We start from the raw sequence: 21,446 nt of genomic DNA on the forward strand, positions 1-21,446 counted from the left end.
TGCTTTATCTAATTAAGACAACTAGTACTGAGAAGTATCGGAATTTATAAGTCTGGTAACTTTATTATCTAATTTCATAAAGTTGAAGCCAGTCCAGAAAGAATCGGTGAAGTCTTCTTGTACCATTTCAAAAAATGAATCGTGCACATTCATCATAGCTATATTGGTAGGCAACTCATCAATTGGTGTTGATTCATTTATCACTAGTAAGGCGTGATAATTATATTTATTGTTGGTGCTTGTGCCTTTAAATAGCACACTTACCAGTTTGAAAGTTCCATCACGTTGCTCATATTCTTCCGTCCAGGTCACCGATTCCCAAAACAAAAAATCATTGATGATTGGGTCATATTCAATTTTTATTAGCGCAAAGCTGTTTTCGTCGACATAGAGCTTGCCTGTGGTGTTACCTTTGGTATTGCGTGGTTCAAATTCGACAATTAAAACATCATGCCCACCAATAGATGTTGCACCAGAGTAGAAGTATTCATAATTCTTTCTGTTCTTAGGACTCAAGAAAGACTGTTTTCTCCAGATAGAGGATTGCGCCATATCACTAGCGTTTCCACCCAGTACTTCATCAATAGCATCAATCTTTTCAAATACTTTCTTTCGGGTACGAAGTGGATTCACCAGAGGATAGGTGTTTTTGTCCAGGTTGCTGGGTGTATAAATATCCATTATTCCCTCGGCTATGTAATAGGTTTTTTCCCAGTCGGACATTGATTCCTGATAGTAGCCAACCATATGCTGTCGTTCCATTTCGTAGTTTAGATGGAAGCGTCCAAATACCTCATTCATAATGGAGGGTCCGGAATACACTTCCACATCCATAAGTTGAGTTACTGATGGCTCTAAGAAGACTGTATGGTATGACTCTAAATTGGAAAGTGGGGTGGAGTAGCTCTCATACCCCATATATGAAACTTTCAGCTTGATATCTTTCTTGTCAAAATCGGCAGCACTGATGATAAATTCTCCGTCGATATTGGAAACGTTGATTATCTCGCCGACTAAAACATGTGCAAACGGAATGGTTTCCCCGGTTTGCTTGTCTTTTACGATTCCCTTGATCGTGTAGGCGTCTTTCGAAATAGCTGGTGTTAGGATTAGAAAAGCTAAGGCGATTACAATAGGCTTCATTGCTAACTTGCGGTTTATACCGATAAAGATATAGACAAAATACCTATATCAAACTAAGTGTTTTCACATTTATTATCAAATGATAATAATATTTCAAGAATAGTTGATCTAGTAGAACATTCATGATATTTCGAGTGGAGAGTATTTTCAAATGACAAAATGGAAACGGAAGGCGTAATTCGAATTAATAAGGTTAGGAATGCTGCAATCAAGACCATTTCCGGCTTTTGCTCATTTTTACTTCTTAGTATTGACCTATTTCATATTAGTGTAATCAGATAGTGCCATTTTACGTATATATTGTGTGAACGATTGATTTTAACCATGGGCGAGCTTCTTGAAAGACAGCATAAATTTTACATTCGAAATGAGCAAGAACTGCGCAATAAGTATGGAGGTCAATTCATTGTAATACAATCTGAGAAAGTAGTAGAATCATTCGGTTCTGAACGTGACGCCTACATTTATTGCGTGAAACACTTTCAGATAGGCACCTTTTTAATTCGTAAAATAAAAGCTGTTGATTAGGTCTTTTATAGTGACTTAATGATGCTTCCATTAATGTGGTTTTGACTTGACCTTGATCGTGCATTTCGAAACTGCTATCGGGTGATACATCATTTTAACAAACTGCGCTTACTACCAGAGCATTAAAAAGCGTCTCCTCGATTTCTTGCCTGTAACCTTTTGTCTATCGGTCAACTTACCAATTGATAAAATCCTTGTGTATTCTCGCAGTAGAAACTTTAACATCATCAACCATGAGTTTAAAATCTGTCACATCATTAGGAGTATGGTTCTTTTGCAATAATGCGTACAATAGCATTATTAACAGCTTTTCAGCGACCCTCAAAGCAAACGCGTGGTAATGATCGGGCCTCAGATTCATACTAAACCGAAACTTTACCTACTTCATCATTTGATAAAACCACCAACTATGCTCAGTATTTTTAAACTATCTTCAAGGAGTAGCTTTCTTACAGAATTGCTACTGACGCTTCTTTTTAGTGGCCTTTCCCTTTCCTTAGGGCTTCTCTATAATGCAGATCAAGGCGTTGCTGATTTTCGCGAATCTCCACTGTTGATCCTTATTTTCTATTTGAAGAATCCATTCTTCATAATACTGTCCGCTTTGATTACCTCTTTTGCAAACTATGGATCATACATTACCACGTTCTCCATGCACTTTGTCGGACTTGTTGCTGCCTGGTTTTTCGTGAAGTGGTTAAAGATTCAGACATTTTCTCGTATCAACAGAGGCATTAGCTGGATGTCCTTTATAGTTGTCTACTATGGTGTTTTTGTAATCCCAACATGGATTCTTGTCAGATGTGGAATTTTGGGGATGTCCATAGTGCCGGAGGCAAGCATGCAATCGATGGGACTCACGGCCGAGTCCAATTTTTTTCAATTGTATACTGCACTTTTCAATTCTGCCAAGTATGAAGTAATAACAACCATATCTGTGACCGGACTCTACTTAATGGAATTAGAGTCTCGCAGGATACTGGTAAAGAATAATCAAACGTTAGAAAATCTTGTCACAAAACGCACCAAGGAATTAGCCACCGCAAACGATCTACTAAGGAAACTCAATAAAAAATTGATCCTTAAGAATAATGAGATCCAAACGATAAACGTGAACTTGGATGAGCTTGCAAAGGAGCGCTCAAAAAAAATTCAGCTTCAGATGCAAGCACTCTCCAACTATGCTCAAATTAATTCACACGAGGTAAGGGCTCCTTTAGCCAGAATTTTAAGTATTGCTAAACAATTGGAAGATGTATCAGAGATGAGGGTGAAGGAAGAACTTGTCAATAGCGTTCATGAATCAGCCGATGAGCTGGATAAGGTAATACGAAAGATCAACAGAATACTTACTGCCTAGCTAAAGCTTGATTAATAGAGTTGCTGATTTACAGGATTGATCAACTATTTAATTTCTGATGTTTTCAAATCGAATGATTTTGGACAACTAAAAGCATTTATTATACCTGTCACCAACTACCGATCTTCAATGTTCAAATTACCGACAATCGGCAGTTTTATTTGAGAAGGGAGGTCAGCAGAATGATGAATCGTATTGTGTGCAACTATACCTTCAGTTTCATCATAATTGTTGCCGCCAGTATTCAGATTTCGCATAAACCGTGGAAAGTTGCTGCTGGAAACCTCTATTCGTATTCTATGGCCTTTTGCAAAGTAATTACTAGTAGAAAGGGGACTAAGATCAATCTGATAAGTTTCGCCTTCTTTCATAAATACTTCTTTATCATATCCTTCCCGATAACGTGCACGCTGGATGGTCTCGTCCAAGTTGTACGCTGTGCCATCGGGATAGACATCAATCAACTTAATTGTAAAATCAGTGTCTTTTACATCTGATGAAACATACAGGGACATTTCAATAAACCCGGATACTTCTATACCTTCAGTCAGTGGTTCTGATGTATAAACAAGGATATCGCTTCGTGTTTCGATTTCTTGTTGATCTTGCGCACCAGTCTCCATCGAATTTCCCATGCAGCAAACATTGCCACCATATGAATAGACGGGATTGTTTGGGTCGTAGGTGTAATTGTCCTGATTCGATTGAGTCGGTGGACTAAGAGACAACTTGCCATCGCCGAATAAGCTATTGGCATTACCATCACTATCAAGGTAAAGAGATGTCATTTTTGCATCTTTTGGAGGCCATGAATCGGCAGACCTCCACTCATTCTTACCCATCAAATAATACTGGACCCGTGGTAGCTCCTCCAAAAAATCATTTTTTCCGTCATTTTTAAGCCAGTGATCAAACCATCCATAGATCATTTCATCATAGTTGAGCCTAGCATCGCCTACACTCATCTCACCTACCATCGTATTTTCGGTCGCTCTTTTATAGCCGCAGTGCAACGTGGGAGCAATCACTAAATACTGATTGTCCGCCACCTTTTTGTTCGGATGATTTCTTAGGTGATTGAATAGCGTCAGGTTTGGACTTACCGAAACGTCATACCAGGATACAAACCAAAAACTTGGTTTATTCATTTCCATATCCTCATGATAGAGACCACCCTCAAACCATGCTGGATCGTTAGGCTTTCGTCTGATCATTTTGTCAAATATTTCTTTCTTACCTCCCATGTTTACCAACATATCCTGAACCGGTAAATGAGACATAGCAGCCATCATATCATCTACTGCCGGATTTTCAGGCGCCAAATCATAGAATTTTGATATTCTGATAAGATCCTCCTGACTCGCACCTGCAGGTATTCTTGGCTTGAACTTATCATGTTCAACGCTATATAACCAGGAAGCGAAAAGCATTTGAAATGCACCGCCTCTATACCAATTTCCCTGTTCATAGAAGTCGCCAACTGTACCGATTCCTGCGCCATAACCCATAGGAACCATTGCGGCATGAGATGGGTGATCGAGTGCTGCGACAGCCATTTGCCATTCTGCCGTTGATGAGCAACCAAGTGTTCCTATTTTGCCGTTGCTCCATTCTTGCTCAGACATCCATGAAAAAGCATCATAGCCATCTGTTAGCGGAATCCCGAGGATGTCCCATTCTCCTTCTGAATAGTAGCGACCTCTTTCATTTTGCACAACATATGCATATCCTTTTTTTACAGCCTCAAGTGCTTGCTGGTAGGTTCTTGTTCGCTCTTCCCCATCTCCCCAGCTGTTAAAGTTGTATGGAGTTCTGGAAAAGATGATTGGAACTTTCTCATTCGTTTTAGGCCGATAAATATCAGTGGCAAGTCTTATCCCATCTCGCATTGGAACCATGACTTTCTGATCAATGATAGCAATTTCTTCAAGTTGCTCTCTTAGAGATTGCCCAAAGAGGTAGCCAGCTGCAAGTATAAGTAAGAGTGAGAGGAGGATTTTTTTCATGATTTCTGGTAAGGTTGAACGTACCTACAAATTAGTCATTTTAACAGAATTGATCCCTATATGTGTTTTGAATCAGAGCATCAGCCTGATGATATACTTAGTAAAAATAAATAAACAATTGTAGTTTAACTTTCGTTTATAATAGTAATACTACTAAAATATATAGTGATACTACAAATACATAACTAAAAACAATTAGTAGCAGGCATTTAAACACTTTCAAAGTAGCGTAAAATGATACGGATTATTCAAAGTATGGTCAGCCGATGGAGTAGGATTGATCAGCTAATAAGACTAAAATCGACAGGAGCACCTCGCGAGTTTGCAAAACGGCTCGAAATCTCATCAAGTACACTTTATGAGCATCTGAATACTATGAAAAAAGTATTCGGAGCTCCCATCAAGTACTGTAGAAATAGCAGGTCTTATATCTATGAGTACGAGGGAAAAATGGAATTCGGATTCAAAAAAAAGAAAGGCTATCTGGAATTGATTACTCCGGTACAATCGGAACAACGAGATCTAACTTGCAGCCAATAGTAGTAGTAGTGCGTCAACTATTGATGCCACCTGATACAAAATCAATTGTTTAAAATATCAAAACTTTAAAAACCATGAACACTTATTTCCGATATATCGGCATTCTCGCAATGACTGCTTCACTCTTTGCCTGCAGCCAGCAAAATGCTTCAGAAGGCCAAAAGGAATCTAAGCCGCAAGGGCTTGTGGAAGATGTACTCTCGCAGGAAGAACAAGCTGCACTTACTCCAGATGATGTAATTGCTCTTTTCAAAGAGGGTAACCAAAGGTTTGTCACCAATGATCTGACAGCAAGAAATCACTCTAAACAAGTAAGGATGAGTACTTATGGGCAGTATCCCAAAGCGATTGTGCTCTCTTGCGTGGACAGTAGAGTTCCCGTAGAGGATGTATTTGATAGAGGCATTGGCGATGTTTTCGTAGCAAGAGTAGCTGGAAACTTTGTAAATGAAGATATACTTGGAAGTATGGAGTTTGCCTGCAAAGTATCTGGTTCAAAACTTGTCCTTGTGATGGGACACGAGCATTGTGGAGCAGTTAAAGCAGCTATAGATGGTGTGGAGCTTGGTAATATCACTGCGATGATTCAGAAAATAAGACCCGCAGTGGATATGGTTGCCTATGATGGACAAAGAAGCTCAGCTAACGCTGAATTTGTGCATCAAGTTTGTGAAAGCAATGTGAGAAATACGATTCAAACCATTAGGGATTCCAGTCTTATTCTAAATGAGATGGAAAAAAGTGGAGAAATTAAAATCGTGGGAGCTATATACGATATGGACAATGGTAAAGTATCATTTCTTAATGATAACTAGTAATGAGATGAGTTATAGTGTACTACACCTTTCAAGCATAGTGATTTAACTATGCTTGAATAGTTATTAATTTTTTGTCTGAAAAAACTCATGTCTTACTGTGCTTTCGGTAAATTGAAAGTAAAAAATTGCTATGAAAGCATCAGTCCTCATACTTTTCGTTGTTCTTTCTACATCACACTTGTCATTTGCACAAGACAAGTACTTTGATAAGGTTCAGACTCTTGACTCTACAATTGAAACTTTGTATGCTGTTATCTCGGGAGAGGCTGGTGAAAAAAGAGACTGGGAGTTATTTAAGTATTTGTTCACAGCAGATGCTCAGCTAATACCATCAGGTCCAAATCAGGACGGTGAAATTAGCTATCGCGTCATGAGCCCTGAGCAATATATTGAGACATCAGGCGTCTGGTTGGAAGAGAACGGCTTTTTTGAGAAAGAGATCAATAGAGTCGCGGAATCTTTCGGATCACTAACCCATATTTTCAGCTCCTACGAATCCTATAGAAGTGAATCGGATGAGAAACCTTTCACTAGAGGAATCAACAGTATTCAGCTAATGAAAGACAATGAAAGATGGTGGATTGTCAATATTTATTGGACAGGCGAAGGAGATAACAACCCAATCCCCGATAAGTATCTGCCGAAGAGGTAAGTGATTTTGACCATTTAGAATTAATGCCATCACTGAAGCAAGATAGAAGCTCCATGAAGCTCCTATTCTACTTGGAAGAAAGTTTTCTTTCCAGTAAATAATTAGTAGAAATTAATCGGAAAGACCTTTCTTACCATTCAAAAAAACAGAGGAAATGAAAATAGCCGCGCGATCACGAGATCTCAAATTTCACACCAGTAAGCGTGTCATTGAGGTAATAACTCCAAGCATAGGTGCTTCTATCAGAGCCAAAATGAAAGCATGATGAGAGAGCCAATCACGATAAGGAATCAACAGATAAAGCCCGGTAAAATTAAGCAGATCAACATCTCGCTTTCACGATTACCTACAAGAACTCACGTAGAAATCCCTATTATCGTAAGCCATTCAAAGGAGCCGGGTCCGGTTTTATTGTTGATGGGAGGGATGCACGGAGATGAGATAAATGGTGCAGAAATCGTACGAAGAATTTTAGCCAATAAATATCACATTGTAGATAAAGGAACTGTCATTTGTATTCCCATCTTGAACGTTTATGGGTTCCTGAATTTTTCGCGACAGGTTCCTGATGGAAAAGATGTCAACCGATCATTCCCGGGATCAAAAAGTGGATCGCTTGCCAGCCAGATTGCATATTATGTGCGAAGGGAGATATTACCACTCATTGATTGCGGATTGGACTTTCATACAGGCGGATCACGAATTAATAATTATCCTCAAATAAGAGGACAACTCGATTCAAATTTTGGTCTCGAATTGGCAAAGGCATTTGCTCCTAAGTATCTAATCAATTCTAAATTAAGAGAGAAGTCCCTTCGTAAGGAGGCAGCAAAAAATGGAAAGCACATACTAGTCTATGAAGGTGGTGAATCTTTGAGGCTGAGAAAACATGCTATTGATCAGGGTGTAAACGGAGCATTGAGAGTGATGCATCATCTGGGGATGATCGGAACTTCACCTCCCAAGAAATTTGACCCAATTTTAATCAGCTCTTCTACTTGGTTACGTACTCCCGCAGCAGGCCTTTATTATTCATTGGTTAGACCTGGAGATAAGGTCACCGTCGGTCAAGAGCTAGCATATGTAAATGGACCATATGGGGATTTTGAAAAGTTGATCAAGTCAAAGTATGACGGACATGTAATTGCTGTAAACAATATTCCAGTGGTGAACAAGGGAGATGCTTTAATGCACATTGGCATGACCAACAAATAGCTTCAAAATCCTCAGCCAAGTTTAAATCTTTTCATTCCCTACTCTACACCACTCCTCTAATCCAAACTCCCCATTTCCCCCACGATCCCCCACCAATTATCCATTAATTCATATTTCTGAAATTTTTTTTCCTAATTCTTCCCACTCAGTGATAAAATCCATATCTCACTGAATTTCAAATCATTTCCTTACACCATATAATCATCGATTTAGGTGCACAAATCAACTTTTTTTCTCTTCTGTGTTTGAAAGTGGGAGAAAGTGGAGGAAAATAGGAGAAAATGATTACATTTGTCTCGGTGGTTTATATTTTTCAAGGCTCAGTATGACGTTTTTTACAAGCGAGTATGAGTGTAAGTTGGATACTAAAGGAAGGTTGGTCTTGCCTGCAAAGATCAAGAACAACCTTCCGGAGGTCTCCACTGCAGAACTAGTAATTCGGAAGGGATTCGAGCCGAACCTAATCCTCTACCCGATGGTGGAGTACAAAAAAATACACCACAAGATCTCATCACTTAGTGAATTCAATCCTGAGCAGCGTAAGCTGAAAAGGAATTTTTTCAGGAGTATCGCCCAGGTGGAGTTGGATAGCGCAAGCAGAATACTGGTACCCAAGACGATGCTCGCTCACGCACAGATAGACAAAGAAGCAATTCTCATCGGCATGGGCAACTATATAGAAATGTGGAATCCAGATGTATTCAATAAGCACCTCATTGAAGATGCCAACGAATACTCAGATTTAGCACAGAAGTTCTTAGACGAATAAAACCTTCAGTTGAAATGAAAAAGTTGATTGTGGGTAAAGTTGGAAGTTGGAATGGTGTAAAAGCTCAATATAAAAGTGGTCTAAGACCATGAGCGAGTATCACAACCCGGTTATGCTGAAAGAATGCATGGAAGGGCTGGATATCAAACCGGATGGAGTATATGTGGATGTGACTTTCGGAGGTGGTGGTCACAGCAAAGCAATACTTGAGCAATTATCAACCGGACACCTTATAGCTTTTGATCAGGATGCAGATGCTGAGAAAAATGCACAAGCGCTCGATACGTCGGGCAAACGTTCTTTTACATTTATTGAGTCAAATTTCAGGTTTCTGAAAAAGTATCTCAAACTACATGGCATCACGGAAGTGGATGGTATTCTGGCAGATTTGGGAGTTAGCTCCCATCAGTTTGATGAACCAGCGCGTGGATTCACCATTAGGGCAGAAGGTGTGTTGGATATGCGAATGGATCAAGCCGCTACTAAGAGTGCCAGAGAAGTAGTCAATGAGTACGATGAAAAAGACCTGATACATATTTTGAGTGCATACGGGGAAATCAGGAATGCACGAACTCTCGCAAGGGAAATCGTGAATTTCAGAATGAACCTACCCATCGAGACCAATGAGCAGCTGAAGGCAATAGCCATGAAGAATGCTCCTAAAGGTCGGGATCTTAAATACCTCGCACAGGTCTTTCAGGCCATTCGAATAGAGGTAAATGAAGAATTGGAAGCACTCAAGGAATTTTTAGTCCAGGCTGGCGAAGTGCTAAAGGCAGATGGCAGACTGGTGGTGATGAGTTATCACTCGCTAGAAGACAGACCGGTTAAAAATTTCATCAATAAAGGAAACATTAAAGGGGTCGATGAAAAAGACTTTTACGGCAATCCAATCAGGGTATTAGACCCGGTGAACCGAAAGCCTATCGTCCCCGAAGCGGCAGAAATTAAAGAAAACAGCAGAGCGAGAAGCGCTAAGCTGCGTATTGGCAGAAAAAAGTGATTGGTAATTGGCAGTTGGATTATAGACAAATGTCTAGCGTCTAGCTACTAACATCTAACTACTAGTATTATGAAGAACACCTACAAATTACCCCAAAGAGAAGAGCGAGGAGGCTTATTCCGTCTCATCAATCGCTTTCTACGCATGGATAGCTCCATGAGCGAGGTTATACACGTGCGTTTTCTTCCCCAAATACTATTTCTGGCATTCTTATGTCTGCTTTATATCGGAAACCGCCACTATGCGGAAAAGAAGGTTCGGGATATCAACCACCTGGAAACAGAAGTTGAAGACCTGAGAGCAGATTACACGACTCTGAAAGCTGATTTCATGTATGAAAGCAAGCAATCGGAGGTAGCAAAAAGAGCTTCAGAGCTCGGTTTAAAAGAGAGCAAGGAGTCACCGGTATTGATTAGGGAAGTACAAGAGTGAGCATAAAAAGAGACATAGTATTACGCGTTCGCATCGCATTCATCCTCACCTTCCTGGTGGCAGGATTAGTTGTGTTTCGTATTGCTAAGATCCAGTACGTAGAAGGCGAAGAGTGGAGAAGCATGGGCGAGACATTGGGCATTCAGGCCATGAATGTAAAAGCGACTCGCGGAAATATCTACGCAGATGATGGTAGCTTGCTGGCAACCTCATTGCCATTCTATAGGCTGGCGATCGACCCATACTTGCCTTCAAATGGATTGTATAAAAACAACATCGATTCGCTTAGCTATTTGCTGGCACGTTACTATAAAGACTTGACCCCAACCCAATACAAGCGCAAAATCGATGACGCGCGGAAAAAGGGAAGACGTTACCTCACACTCAATCGTCAGGAAATTGGCTACCAGGACAAAAAACTCATGGAAAACTGGCCACTCTTCAGAGAAGGTCGGCTGAAGGGTGGTGTATTGTTCGAAAAGGTAGAAAAACGCTTTCTACCATTTTCGCATTTAGGCATTCGCACAATCGGAAGCGTCAATGCCAATGATCGAGGCGTGGTTGGATTGGAATACAGCTTTAATAAGCAGCTCGCTGGAATCAATGGCAAAGGACTTTATCAGAAGATGGCTGGAGGTGGCTGGAAGCCTATCTATGATGGCACGGAAAGACGTCCGGTAGATGGATTAGATATTCAAACAACCATCAACGTAGACCTTCAGGATGTCACCGAGTCTGCATTACTCAATGAATTGCAAAAGCATGACGCAGATTATGGCGTAGCAATTGTGATGGAAGTAAGCACGGGCCAGATCAAAGCAATCTCTAACTTGAGTCGCAACAGTGAAGGTGATTACTACGAACGATACAACTATGCTGTTGGTAGTCAGGGTTCACGTGAGCCAGGCTCCACCTTTAAGCTTGCGAGTATGATTGCCCTTCTCGAAGAAACGGACATTAAGCTTTCTGATTCAATTGACACAGGAGATGGCAAGCTGGAATTTTATGATAAAACCTTGCGTGATCACAAACCTGGAGGCTTTGGTAAGCTGACCATTCAGGAGGTATTTGAGAAGTCTTCAAACATCGGAGTGGCTAAGCTAGTATCTCACTACTTCGACAATGAACCTGAGAAATTCATTAATTATTTAAAGCGAATGAATTTACATCAACCACTTGATTTTCAAATGGTTGGTGAAGGTAAGCCGTACATCAAAGACCCATCAGATAGCACATGGAGTGGAGTAAGCCTTCCATGGATGTCGCATGGATACGAGCTAAAAATGACACCTCTTCAAATGCTGGCATTGTACAACGCAGTGGCGAACAATGGCAAGATGGTGAAGCCGATGATCGTGAAAGGTGTGATGAAAGCGGATCGTATGGTGGAAGAGTTTGATACAGAAATAATCAATGATCGAATTGCTTCTAAAGAGACGTTGACACAACTCCGATTGATGATGGAGGGAGTAGTAGAACGTGGCACAGCTAAAAACATCAACCACAGTCACTACAAAATTGCCGGCAAAACGGGTACAGCTAAGAAAGTGAAGAACGGACGCTACGTGAAGGAATATTATACTTCATTCGCCGGATACTTCCCTGCTGAGGCTCCAAGATACAGCTGCATTGTAGTCATTGATAATCCAAAAGGATATCAAATCTATGGTAGTGATGTGTCAGCTCCAGTTTTCAAGGAAATCGCGGATAAGATCTATTCTTTGGAGCTGGATATGCATGAAATAGGTACACAAGAGCGCACATTTGTGACCGGCGTATTTCCATATATCAAAGCGGGAAAGCGTGAAGAGCTAACCATGATTTGCAATGAACTAGGTATCTCAAATCATGCCAAGTCTGAAGCAGAATGGGTGAAGACATCAGTCATCAATGATGCGGTCTACTGGAAAGGGAATAACATCAAGTATAAGGTTGTGCCGGATGTCAGAGGCATGACGCTACGTGACGCCATCTATGTCTTAGAAAATCTGGGACTTGAGGTAGAAGTAAAAGGAAGAGGTCGGGTATCAACTCAATCCATGACTCCTGGCGGAAAAATTACGAAAGGTTTAACGATAAAACTCCAGATGAGCTAATGCAAACGCTGAAAGACATATTGTTTGGAGTTACGCTCAGATCACTCACCGGCAACAGAGAAGAGAAAATTGCAGGTATTGCATTTGACTCTCGAAAGGTTGAAAAAGGTTTCTTGTTTGTAGCGGTAAAAGGCCTTACCGTAGATGGTCATGATTTCATAGAAACTGCAATTGAAAGCGGTGCAAAAGTGATCGTGTGTGAGCAAATCCGAGAAGACCTTGGAAAAGATGTTACGGTTGTTCAAACAGATGATTCAGCAGAAGCCTTGGGGATCATTACTTCCAACTTCTATGGACGACCTTCAGAAAAAATTAAGCTTATTGGCATTACCGGCACAAATGGAAAGACCACTTGTGTCACCTTGCTTTTTGAGCTTTTCCAAAACCTGGGCTATTCGGCGGGCTTACTTTCAACAGTAGAAAACAAGATTAATCAGAAGGTCTTATCTACCAGCTTTACGACACCTGATTCAGTACAGTTAAATGCACTTTTGGCCGAAATGGTCGAGGGTGGATGCACACACTGTTTCATGGAAGTAAGTTCCCATGCTCTGGTACAACAGCGAGTTGCTGGCGTCCATTTCACAGGTGCGGTATTCACCAATATCTCACATGATCACTTGGACTATCACAAAACTTTTGATGAATACATCGCAGCGAAGAAGTTGCTCTTTGACGGACTTTCTTCAGAATCATTTGCATTGGTAAATGTGGATGACAAGCGCGGAACCGTGATGTTGCAAAATACAAAAGCAGATAAGCACAGAATGGGTATTAGATCTATGGCTGACTATAAGGCACGGATCATTCATAACACTTTGCAAGGACTGGAACTCAACTTCGATGGAGTAGATGTTTGGTTTAAACTAATCGGCCAATTCAACGCATATAATCTATTAACGGCTTACGCAGTGGCTGTTCTGCTAGGAGAAGAGAAAGAAGATGCTTTAAGCGCACTTTCTACTACTTCGGGAGCAAGTGGAAGATTCGAGGCAGTCGAGAATACCTCTAACATTATGGCGATAGTGGACTATGCGCACACGCCTGATGCATTGGAGAATGTTTTGAAAACCATTCAAGATCTGAGAACTAAGAATGAGGTATTGGTAACAGTGATTGGATGTGGAGGTGACCGTGACAAAACCAAGCGGCCAAAGATGGCGGATATCGCTGCACGCTTTAGTGACAAAATCATTTTGACTTCAGACAATCCGCGAACAGAAGATCCGAAGCAGATTTTGGAAGATATGAAAGCCGGGATACCGAAATCCAAGGAACGCAATGTGATGATAATAGAAGATCGCAAGGAAGCTATTCGTACGGCTTGCAACCTGGCAAATGACAAAGACATAATACTTGTGGCCGGAAAAGGTCATGAGAATTATCAGGAAATAAATGGAAAGCGTCATCATTTTGATGATCGCGAGATTTTAAATGAATTATTGAACTAAGAGATGCTGAATTATTTATTCGACTATCTGAATGAAATTGACTTCCCCGGAGCGGGACTGTTTCAGTATATCTCGTTCCGTGCTGGAATGGCGGCATTGCTATCGCTACTCATTACCATCACGTTCGGAAAGCAGCTTATCAACATGCTTCGCAGATATCAGCTGGGTGAATCTATCCGTGATTTAGGACTTGAAGGGCAGATGGAGAAGAAAGGCACACCAACCATGGGTGGGATAATTATCATCTCCGGTATCGTCATCCCAACATTACTGTTGGCAGACCTAAGTAATATCTATATCATCTTGTTGATCATTTCGGCATTTTGGATGGGAGCGATCGGATTTCTGGATGACTATCTGAAAGTAAAAAAAGAAAATAAAGAGGGGCTCAGAGGAAAGTTTAAGGTCATCGGACAGATCGGGCTTGGTATCCTTGTTGGTCTGGTTATGGTATTCCATGAGGATATCGTTGTAAGAGACTTCTCTGGAGAAGCGTTCAAGGATGAGAATTCACTGCTAACAACCATCCCTTTTGTAGCCAATAATGAATTCCAGTATGATTGGTTACTTCCTGAATTTCTCGCTGACTATTCTTGGGTGCTATATGTTGCTGTTGTCATTTTCATAATAACCGCGGTTTCCAATGGAGCAAACATCACAGATGGACTTGACGGCTTGGCTGCAGGCACATGTGCAATCATTGGTTTGACGCTTGCTGTGCTCGCGTACCTTTCTGGCAATGCCATTTTTGCAGACTACCTGAACATCATGTTCATACCCAACTCCGGGGAACTGGTGATCTTCTGTACTGCCTTTGTGGGCGCTTGCGTTGGCTTTCTGTGGTACAACGCCTATCCAGCGCAGGTATTCATGGGGGATACAGGAAGCCTGTCATTAGGTGGGATCATTGCCGTGCTGGCATTCGTCATTCGAAAAGAATTATTGATCCCGATCCTATGTGGAATTCTCGTAATCGAGAATCTATCGGTAATCATTCAGGTAGCTTATTTCAAGTATACCAAAAAGAAATACGGTGAAGGAAGACGAATCTTTTTGATGTCACCTCTCCATCACCATTATCAAAAGAAGGGAATACATGAAGCCAAAATCGTCGGTCGATTCTGGATTGTAGGAATTCTCTTAGCCATTTTCACTCTTGCAACGCTAAAAATCAGGTAATGACAGTAACAGAAATTCATGAATTAAACGAAAAGTTTCAGAAAGGCGCAGTACAACTTTCTGAGTTGATCCCATCGGGTTCTTTGGTGCAAGCCACATCCATGTTGATCAGGTGTGCCCGAAAAATTGATAATCAATTTTCAAAGCTTCTTGCTGCTGATACGGAGGTGAAATTTGGTCAGATCATGGGCATTTTGGAGGATGAATCCGATGAAGTTTTGTTCATTCTTGATCAATTGGAAATCGCCAATAAGAAACAACAAATCAGTCTGATAAATGACTTCTTAAAAGAAGGCTATGACTTGATAGCTCTGTACTCCAAATGTTTTGATTACATCATTGACAAAAAAGTAAAAGAAGAAGAATAATGAATACGCGCATAGTCATATTAGGCGGAGGTGAGAGCGGCGTAGGTGCGGCCATACTTGCTCAGCAAAAGGGCTATGAGGTATTCCTATCTGACGGCTCAAGCCTGGCACCTGGGCGCAGGAGAACGTTGAAAAGCCAAAAAATTGATTTTGAAGAAGGAGGACACTCTGAGGAGTTGATCATGAATGCTACTCTGGTGGTTAAAAGTCCGGGTATTCCTGATTCCGCGCCTTTGATTCAAAAATTAGTAGCAAAAGACACACCTGTCATCTCCGAAATTGAGTTTGCCTATCGATTTATTGATAAGGCAAGAGTGATCGCGATTACTGGCACAAACGGAAAGACCACTACTTCATTGCTTACGTATCACCTGCTAAAAACAGCTGGTTACAAGGTAGCGTTAGGAGGAAATATTGGCAAGAGCCTTGCCGGGCTGGTGGCGGAAGGCGGGTTCCATTACTACGTAGTGGAGGTAAGCAGTTTTCAATTGGATGGTATTGCGAATTTCCGTCCGGATGTTGCTGTGCTTCTCAATATCACACCGGATCATCTCGATCGATACGAGAACAATTTCAACAAATACGTCACTTCAAAATTCAAAATTGTTGAGAACCTGACCAATGAGCAGGCATTCATATACTGCGCAGATTCTGAGCCAGTTTCAGAAGAGGTAAGTAGACGAAAAATTGAAGCGAGCATGTTTGCTATGACCGCCTCAAACAATGATAAATTGAGTGCCTACCTGAAAGACGAGCACTTGATATTCAATTATCAATTCAAGCAAGACAATAAACAATATGAGATCCCACTATCAGAAATTTCACTGATAGGAAAGCACAATATGGTCAATAGCATGGCAGCCGTTTTGAGCTCACTATGCATGGAAGTACCAATAGAAAAAGTGCTTAAAGGATTGAAAAATTTTAAAAACGCACCACACAGACTAGAGTTTGTAGAAGAGATTGATGGTGCCGCTTACATCAACGATTCCAAGGCAACGAATGTGGACTCTGTTTTTTATGCCTTGGATGGTGTAAAAGGGGATATTATTTGGATTGCAGGTGGAATAGACAAAGGAAACGACTATTCACAAATCGAGAAGTTGGTGAAGAAGAAGGTGAAATCCTTGATCTGCCTGGGCAAAGACAATCAGGCTTTGACCGACTTTTTCGGTTCAAGCATTGATCAAATCGCTGAAGTTGATAGTGCAATGAAAGCTGTAGAGCAAGCTCACGAGTGGGCCAAAGAAGGAGATGTGATTTTGCTATCACCAGCATGCGCCAGCTTTGATCTGTTCAGCAATTATGAAGATCGGGGCGATAAGTTTAAGCGAGCAGTAAGCAAGCTGAGTAAGAAATTAAAAATGAAAGAGGCATGAACGAAGTAAAAGATTGGGCATATCGAAACCTGAAAGGTGACCCGGTGATTTGGTTCATCGTGCTTATCCTTTCTTTATTTAGCATTTTGGTGGTGTATAGTGCCACAGGCAGTCTCGCCTACAAGATGATGGATGGAAACACTGAGTACTATCTCATCAAGCATTCTATCCTGGTAATCGTGAGTTTAGGAGCTATATGGATAGCTCACCGCATTGACTATCGCTACTATTCCAAGATTTCCAAATTGGTGCTGTGGCTTTGCGTACCGCTTTTGATATTCACATGGGCTTTCGGTACAAACATCAACGAAGCTTCCAGGTGGATAACTATACCTGTTATTAATCAAGCATTTCAGCCATCTGATCTGGCAAAACTGGCATTGCTGGTAACGCTAGCGAGTATGCTGGCTAAGCGCCAAAATTCCATTGAAGACTTTCAGAAGGCAATCGTCCCGATGCTATTTTGGATTGGGTTGATCTGCGGATTGATCGCACTGACAAACTTCTCGTCTGCAATCCTGCTCTTCTTGACTTGTATGCTCGTATTATTCATTGGGCGTGTGCCAGTGAAGTACTTAGCGATGCTGGTTGTGATTTGCGCATCCTTTGGATCGGTCGCGTTTATGGTTGGTCAGCGAGGTGGCACAGCAATTTCACGTGTTGAAGACTTTATCAATAACGATACACCATACCAAGCCAAGCAGGCATATATCGCAATAGCTTCAGGCGGTGTTGTTGGAAAAGGTCCGGGACAAAGTGATCAAAGAAATTTTCTTCCTCATCCATATTCAGATTTCATCTATGCAATCATCCTGGAAGAATATGGTCTGGTTGGTGGCATCACAATACTGTTTTTATATCTCGCCTTACTTTATCGCGGGATGAAAGCAGCAGAAGATAATGACCGTGCATACGGAGGCTTGCTTTCCGCAGGACTCAGCTTTGCGCTGGTGATACAGGCCCTAGTAAACATGGGTGTAGCCGTTGGATTAGGTCCGGTAACAGGTCTAACGCTACCGTTTATAAGCATGGGAGGAACATCTCAGCTATTCGCTGGCCTGGCGTTGGGAATCATTCTTAGTGTGAGCCGGGGAGAGATCGATCGTTTTGGAAATGCTATAGGGAATCAATATAAAGAAGCAGCCTAATCGAAAAGGAACGCACATATCGTCAACGTCCCTTGCGGATCATGATTAGCGGTGGAGGCACTGGCGGCCACATCTATCCGGCTATTTCCATTGCTCAAGCACTGAAAGACACTTTGCAGAATGTAGAGATTCTATTCGTAGGTGCGAAAGGAAAGATGGAGATGGACAAGGTTCCAGCTGCAGGCTTTGAGATCGAAGGTCTGTGGATCAGTGGCATCCAACGAAAAATCACACCAGGCAACTTGATGTTTCCATTCAAGTTGGTATCAAGCATAGTAAAATCATACGGTTTACTAAAGAAATTTAAGCCAGATGTGGTAGTAGGAGTTGGTGGATATGCCAGTGGGCCTTTGCTATATGCAGCCACGAAGAAAGGAGTTCCAACCCTTATTCAAGAGCAAAACTCTTATGCTGGATTGACCAATAAATGGCTGGCAAAAAAGGTGAATAAGATCTGCGTCGCTCACGATGGCATGGAAAAATATTTCCCAGCTAATAAGCTCGTTGTAACCGGCAACCCGGTTCGCAAGACCATCAAGTTGAATCCCAACCGAAGAGACGAAGCGTACAAGTATTTTGAACTCGACAGTGCAAAGCCAACACTACTGGTGATTGGTGGAAGTCTAGGAGCACGCACACTCAACGAGAGTGTCATTGCCGGACTAGACAAGTTGAAGAATGAGGGCATACAATTGATCTGGCAATGTGGTGGGTTTTATCATGAAGAAATGAAAGAGCGAGCTGATGGACAGGGAGGAAAAGTGATTTTGAAAGATTTCATCTTCCAAATGGATTTCGCCTATGCTTGCGCAAATGTGGTGATCTCCCGGGCTGGCGCACTCTCCATCGCTGAATTGATGCTTACGGGGAAGCCAGCAATTCTGGTACCCTCACCAAATGTGGCCGAAGACCATCAAACCATAAATGCGAAAGCGCTAGTGGATAAAGCAGCAGCTGAAATGGTTGCAGACAAGGAGGCCATGAAGAGGTTGGTAGATGAAGCGATTGAATTGATAAACGATAAAAAACGACAAGAGAAGCTTTCAAAAAACATATATGAAATGGCGCATGAAAATGCAGCTGTTGACATTGCGAATGAAGTAATTAAACTCATAGCCTGATGGAATTAAAAGAAGTAAATAGCGTCTACTTTATCGGTATCGGTGGTATCGGCATGAGCGCATTGGCTCGTTGGTTCCATGCCAAGAAAATGCCCGTAGCTGGCTATGATAAAACCGAATCTGACCTTACCAGACAATTGGTAGAGGAGGGAATGGATGTTCACTATGAAGATCAGCTGGATATGATTCCGGATACATTTCTGGCGAAAGAGAGCACGTTGGTTGTGTATACACCTGCGGTTCCTACCGATCACATGGAGTTAAACTACTTCCGTGACAATGGCTTTCATGTGAAGAAACGTTCTGAAGTACTCGGGATGATCACTGATAACCATTACACGATTGCGGTCGCAGGCACACATGGAAAGACCACAACCACATCCATGATTGCTCATTTATTAAGTTCTTCACGCAAGGGTTGCACAGCTTTCGTAGGCGGGATCATGACCAATACCGGAACTAATCTCATCATTGGAGATGCTAAGGCACCTGTGGTGGTGGAGGCAGATGAGTATGACCGTTCCTTCATGCAGCTCAATCCAAACTATACCATCATTACATCGCTCGACCCGGATCACCTGGATATTTATGGTGATGAAACAGCGATGCTGGATACGTACGAAGAGTTTGTGAAAAGGACACCCAAGGATGGAAAAGTTCTGATGTACTCGGAAGCGGGATTCAAGATCAACCCTGGAAATAAGTACACCTCCTATGCCATCCGAAACGGTGATGCAGTAGCCGATGCTTTGCGTATCGTGAACGGAGCTTTCGTGTTTACCTATCGCTATGGTATGGAGAAAATCTCAGACGTATATGTAGAAGTACCTGGCTATCACAATGTGGAAAATGCCTTAGCGGCCATTACGGTGGCACTTGATATGGGTATGGAAGGCAAGGATATTCGCAAGCGAATGAAGACCTATTCAGGTGTTAAAAGACGTTTCGAATATATCTACAGGAGCCAGCATACCACGCTAATTGATGATTATGCACATCACCCGGAAGAAATTAACGCCTTTTTGAAGTCGGTGAGATCACTGGCAGGTAAACGCAAAATCACAGCGATCTTCCAGCCACACCTGTACTCCAGAACAAGAGATTTTAAAGCTGCTTTTGCAGAAGCACTAGACAAAGCAGATGAAGTGATATTACTCGACATTTATCCAGCAAGAGAAGAACCAATCGAGGGGATATCCTCAAAAACCATCTTCGACCTGATGGATAATGAAAAGAAGGTGATGGCTACCAAAGAAAATTTGATTGAGGAGTTAGACAAGCACAACCTTGATATCGTGGTGACAATAGGAGCTGGAGATATTGATCGGGAGGTTCCAAAGATTGCGAAGTATCTGAGGAATAAGTTCGAACCTCAACCTGATGAAGACACAGAGTCCGAAGAAAATTCTAAAGCAGAAGGCGATGAGTAAGGAAGAAAAGAAAAATATATTGATCTACTCATTTAGCGGGTTACTTCTGCTATCACTGATCACCTTCGTAGGTATCAAAAATAACAGTCGCAAGATTGATGAAGTCAAAGTAGAGATTCTGGAACAGGATGGAATTTTCTTCACCGATCAATTAGAAGTAGTGGACCTGATGACCGACAAAAGCGCCGACTATGTGATTGGTGTAGAGATGGGAAATCTGGAGCCGAAAGTACTTGAGGAACGAGTCGAGGCGAATCCATTTGTAAAGGATGCTCAGGTGTATAGAGACCTTAAAGGCAACCTGCAAGTGAGGGTAGAGCAAAGCAAGCCCATTGCTCGATTGTTCATAGATGGTAAAAAAGATAGATACATCGATTCTGATGGAAGAGTGCTCCCTGTTAATGCCAAGCATACCGCACGCGTGCCGCTCATGGAGACAGACTTTGAGTTTGGATGGGATGCAAATCTTAATGAAAGTAAATACGGCACTCAGGTGTTTGAACTTTTGATGTATATCGAAAGGAATGAATTCTGGAGAGCTCAGATTGCTCACATCCTCATTCAAAAGGATGGAGAAATAGTTTTGTACCCACAGGTAACGAAGCAAACCATTGAGTTTGGAATGCCTGAGGATTTTGATAGCAAGTTTTCAAAGTTGATGACTTTCTATAAAGAGATTTTGCCCAAAAAGGGATGGAACACATACGACAGAGTAAATCTGAAGTTTGAAAATCAAATTATTTGCGAATGACCAAAAGAGTTAGAAATATCATTTTAATATGTCATCCTGAGCGGAGTGAAGGATCTA

20 protein-coding genes are annotated in these 21,446 nt (G+C 41.6%); 18 read left to right on the forward strand and 2 right to left on the reverse strand.

The window, feature by feature from the left end; genetic code table 11:
- Positions 1–21: 21 nt before the first annotated feature.
- Entirely contained in the window at positions 22–1,143 is a 1,122-nt protein-coding gene (locus ACL8WY_RS15365) for a carboxypeptidase-like regulatory domain-containing protein (protein ID WP_436515641.1), read from the reverse strand.
- Positions 1,144–1,467: 324 nt separating this feature from the next.
- Between ACL8WY_RS15365 and ACL8WY_RS15370 the strand changes: the two genes are divergently transcribed.
- A complete protein-coding gene (locus ACL8WY_RS15370) occupies positions 1,468–1,671 on the forward strand; it encodes a hypothetical protein (RefSeq protein WP_436515642.1) in 204 nt (67 codons plus the stop codon).
- Between the two features lie 409 nt (positions 1,672–2,080).
- Positions 2,081–3,031 carry a hypothetical protein gene (locus ACL8WY_RS15375; RefSeq protein WP_436515643.1) on the forward strand — a complete coding sequence of 317 codons (951 nt, stop codon included), beginning with the start codon at positions 2,081–2,083 and terminating at the stop codon, positions 3,029–3,031.
- Between the two features lie 116 nt (positions 3,032–3,147).
- Here the strand turns inward: ACL8WY_RS15375 and ACL8WY_RS15380 are convergent, their stop codons facing one another.
- Positions 3,148–5,037: a CocE/NonD family hydrolase gene (locus tag ACL8WY_RS15380; protein WP_436515644.1), complete on the reverse strand. Its 1,890-nt coding sequence runs from the start codon at positions 5,035–5,037 to the stop codon at positions 3,148–3,150.
- Between the two features lie 234 nt (positions 5,038–5,271).
- Here ACL8WY_RS15380 and ACL8WY_RS15385 point away from each other — a divergent pair, with 234 nt between their 5' ends.
- From ACL8WY_RS15385 to ACL8WY_RS15460, 16 genes are all read left to right on the forward strand, one after another.
- On the forward strand, positions 5,272–5,577 hold the full coding sequence (locus ACL8WY_RS15385) for a hypothetical protein (protein ID WP_436515645.1): 306 nt from the start codon (positions 5,272–5,274) through the stop codon (positions 5,575–5,577).
- A gap of 74 nt (positions 5,578–5,651) precedes the next feature.
- Complete coding sequence (locus ACL8WY_RS15390) at positions 5,652–6,392, forward strand: carbonic anhydrase family protein (RefSeq protein WP_436515646.1); 741 nt, start codon at positions 5,652–5,654, stop codon at positions 6,390–6,392.
- A 133-nt stretch (positions 6,393–6,525) separates the two neighbouring features.
- Positions 6,526–7,047: a hypothetical protein gene (locus tag ACL8WY_RS15395; protein ID WP_436515647.1), complete on the forward strand. Its 522-nt coding sequence runs from the start codon at positions 6,526–6,528 to the stop codon at positions 7,045–7,047.
- Positions 7,048–7,308: 261 nt separating this feature from the next.
- Positions 7,309–8,262, forward strand: a complete 954-nt coding sequence (locus ACL8WY_RS15400) for a succinylglutamate desuccinylase/aspartoacylase family protein (protein WP_436515648.1) — start codon at positions 7,309–7,311, stop codon at positions 8,260–8,262.
- A gap of 325 nt (positions 8,263–8,587) precedes the next feature.
- Positions 8,588–9,031, forward strand: a complete 444-nt coding sequence (mraZ, locus tag ACL8WY_RS15405) for a division/cell wall cluster transcriptional repressor MraZ (protein WP_436515649.1) — start codon at positions 8,588–8,590, stop codon at positions 9,029–9,031.
- An 88-nt stretch (positions 9,032–9,119) separates the two neighbouring features.
- Complete coding sequence (rsmH, locus tag ACL8WY_RS15410) at positions 9,120–10,034, forward strand: 16S rRNA (cytosine(1402)-N(4))-methyltransferase RsmH (protein ID WP_436515650.1); 915 nt, start codon at positions 9,120–9,122, stop codon at positions 10,032–10,034.
- Between the two features lie 69 nt (positions 10,035–10,103).
- Positions 10,104–10,466, forward strand: a complete 363-nt coding sequence (locus ACL8WY_RS15415; protein ID WP_436515651.1) for an FtsL-like putative cell division protein — start codon at positions 10,104–10,106, stop codon at positions 10,464–10,466.
- A complete protein-coding gene (locus tag ACL8WY_RS15420; protein WP_436515652.1) occupies positions 10,463–12,562 on the forward strand; it encodes a penicillin-binding protein in 2,100 nt (699 codons plus the stop codon). The genes ACL8WY_RS15415 and ACL8WY_RS15420 overlap by 4 nt, the downstream gene beginning before the upstream one ends.
- On the forward strand, positions 12,562–14,013 hold the full coding sequence (locus tag ACL8WY_RS15425) for a UDP-N-acetylmuramoyl-L-alanyl-D-glutamate--2,6-diaminopimelate ligase (protein WP_436515653.1): 1,452 nt from the start codon (positions 12,562–12,564) through the stop codon (positions 14,011–14,013). The genes ACL8WY_RS15420 and ACL8WY_RS15425 overlap by 1 nt, the downstream gene beginning before the upstream one ends.
- 3 nt (positions 14,014–14,016) lie before the next feature.
- Positions 14,017–15,192: a phospho-N-acetylmuramoyl-pentapeptide-transferase gene (gene mraY, locus ACL8WY_RS15430; RefSeq protein ID WP_436515654.1), complete on the forward strand. Its 1,176-nt coding sequence runs from the start codon at positions 14,017–14,019 to the stop codon at positions 15,190–15,192.
- On the forward strand, positions 15,192–15,560 hold the full coding sequence (locus tag ACL8WY_RS15435; RefSeq protein WP_436515655.1) for a hypothetical protein: 369 nt from the start codon (positions 15,192–15,194) through the stop codon (positions 15,558–15,560). Before mraY ends, ACL8WY_RS15435 begins: the two co-directional genes overlap by 1 nt.
- On the forward strand, positions 15,560–16,939 hold the full coding sequence (gene murD / locus ACL8WY_RS15440) for a UDP-N-acetylmuramoyl-L-alanine--D-glutamate ligase (RefSeq protein ID WP_436515656.1): 1,380 nt from the start codon (positions 15,560–15,562) through the stop codon (positions 16,937–16,939). Before ACL8WY_RS15435 ends, murD begins: the two co-directional genes overlap by 1 nt.
- Positions 16,936–18,087, forward strand: coding sequence for an FtsW/RodA/SpoVE family cell cycle protein (locus ACL8WY_RS15445; protein WP_436515657.1), 1,152 nt, complete (start codon positions 16,936–16,938; stop codon positions 18,085–18,087). The genes murD and ACL8WY_RS15445 overlap by 4 nt, the downstream gene beginning before the upstream one ends.
- Before the next feature lie 41 nt (positions 18,088–18,128).
- Positions 18,129–19,208 (forward strand): undecaprenyldiphospho-muramoylpentapeptide beta-N-acetylglucosaminyltransferase, encoded by a 1,080-nt coding sequence (gene murG / locus ACL8WY_RS15450; protein ID WP_436518065.1) that lies wholly within the window; start codon positions 18,129–18,131, stop codon positions 19,206–19,208.
- Positions 19,208–20,638, forward strand: a complete 1,431-nt coding sequence (gene murC, locus ACL8WY_RS15455) for a UDP-N-acetylmuramate--L-alanine ligase (protein ID WP_436515658.1) — start codon at positions 19,208–19,210, stop codon at positions 20,636–20,638. Before murG ends, murC begins: the two co-directional genes overlap by 1 nt.
- Positions 20,589–21,389 (forward strand): cell division protein FtsQ/DivIB, encoded by an 801-nt coding sequence (locus tag ACL8WY_RS15460; RefSeq protein WP_436515659.1) that lies wholly within the window; start codon positions 20,589–20,591, stop codon positions 21,387–21,389. The genes murC and ACL8WY_RS15460 overlap by 50 nt, the downstream gene beginning before the upstream one ends.
- Positions 21,390–21,446 lie beyond the last annotated feature (57 nt).

Origin of the sequence: Ekhidna algicida (genome assembly GCF_051379705.1) — a bacterium.
Taxonomy (GTDB): Bacteria; Bacteroidota; Bacteroidia; order Cytophagales; family Cyclobacteriaceae; genus Ekhidna.

What these genes read in the sequence shown, in the direction of transcription:
- ACL8WY_RS15365 (WP_436515641.1), bottom strand. Translation starts at nt 1,143, where the DNA reads ATGAAGCCTATTGTAATCGCCTTAGCTTTTCTAATCCTAACACCAGCT.
- ACL8WY_RS15370 (WP_436515642.1), top strand. Translation starts at nt 1,468, where the DNA reads ATGGGCGAGCTTCTTGAAAGACAGCATAAATTTTACATTCGAAATGAG.
- ACL8WY_RS15375 (WP_436515643.1), top strand. Translation starts at nt 2,081, where the DNA reads ATGCTCAGTATTTTTAAACTATCTTCAAGGAGTAGCTTTCTTACAGAA.
- ACL8WY_RS15380 (WP_436515644.1), bottom strand. Translation starts at nt 5,037, where the DNA reads ATGAAAAAAATCCTCCTCTCACTCTTACTTATACTTGCAGCTGGCTAC.
- ACL8WY_RS15385 (WP_436515645.1), top strand. Translation starts at nt 5,272, where the DNA reads ATGATACGGATTATTCAAAGTATGGTCAGCCGATGGAGTAGGATTGAT.
- ACL8WY_RS15390 (WP_436515646.1), top strand. Translation starts at nt 5,652, where the DNA reads ATGAACACTTATTTCCGATATATCGGCATTCTCGCAATGACTGCTTCA.
- ACL8WY_RS15395 (WP_436515647.1), top strand. Translation starts at nt 6,526, where the DNA reads ATGAAAGCATCAGTCCTCATACTTTTCGTTGTTCTTTCTACATCACAC.
- ACL8WY_RS15400 (WP_436515648.1), top strand. Translation starts at nt 7,309, where the DNA reads ATGATGAGAGAGCCAATCACGATAAGGAATCAACAGATAAAGCCCGGT.
- mraZ (WP_436515649.1), top strand. Translation starts at nt 8,588, where the DNA reads ATGACGTTTTTTACAAGCGAGTATGAGTGTAAGTTGGATACTAAAGGA.
- rsmH (WP_436515650.1), top strand. Translation starts at nt 9,120, where the DNA reads ATGAGCGAGTATCACAACCCGGTTATGCTGAAAGAATGCATGGAAGGG.
- ACL8WY_RS15415 (WP_436515651.1), top strand. Translation starts at nt 10,104, where the DNA reads ATGAAGAACACCTACAAATTACCCCAAAGAGAAGAGCGAGGAGGCTTA.
- ACL8WY_RS15425 (WP_436515653.1), top strand. Translation starts at nt 12,562, where the DNA reads ATGCAAACGCTGAAAGACATATTGTTTGGAGTTACGCTCAGATCACTC.
- mraY (WP_436515654.1), top strand. Translation starts at nt 14,017, where the DNA reads ATGCTGAATTATTTATTCGACTATCTGAATGAAATTGACTTCCCCGGA.
- ACL8WY_RS15435 (WP_436515655.1), top strand. Translation starts at nt 15,192, where the DNA reads ATGACAGTAACAGAAATTCATGAATTAAACGAAAAGTTTCAGAAAGGC.
- murD (WP_436515656.1), top strand. Translation starts at nt 15,560, where the DNA reads ATGAATACGCGCATAGTCATATTAGGCGGAGGTGAGAGCGGCGTAGGT.
- ACL8WY_RS15445 (WP_436515657.1), top strand. Translation starts at nt 16,936, where the DNA reads ATGAACGAAGTAAAAGATTGGGCATATCGAAACCTGAAAGGTGACCCG.
- murG (WP_436518065.1), top strand. Translation starts at nt 18,129, where the DNA reads ATGATTAGCGGTGGAGGCACTGGCGGCCACATCTATCCGGCTATTTCC.
- murC (WP_436515658.1), top strand. Translation starts at nt 19,208, where the DNA reads ATGGAATTAAAAGAAGTAAATAGCGTCTACTTTATCGGTATCGGTGGT.
- ACL8WY_RS15460 (WP_436515659.1), top strand. Translation starts at nt 20,589, where the DNA reads ATGAAGACACAGAGTCCGAAGAAAATTCTAAAGCAGAAGGCGATGAGT.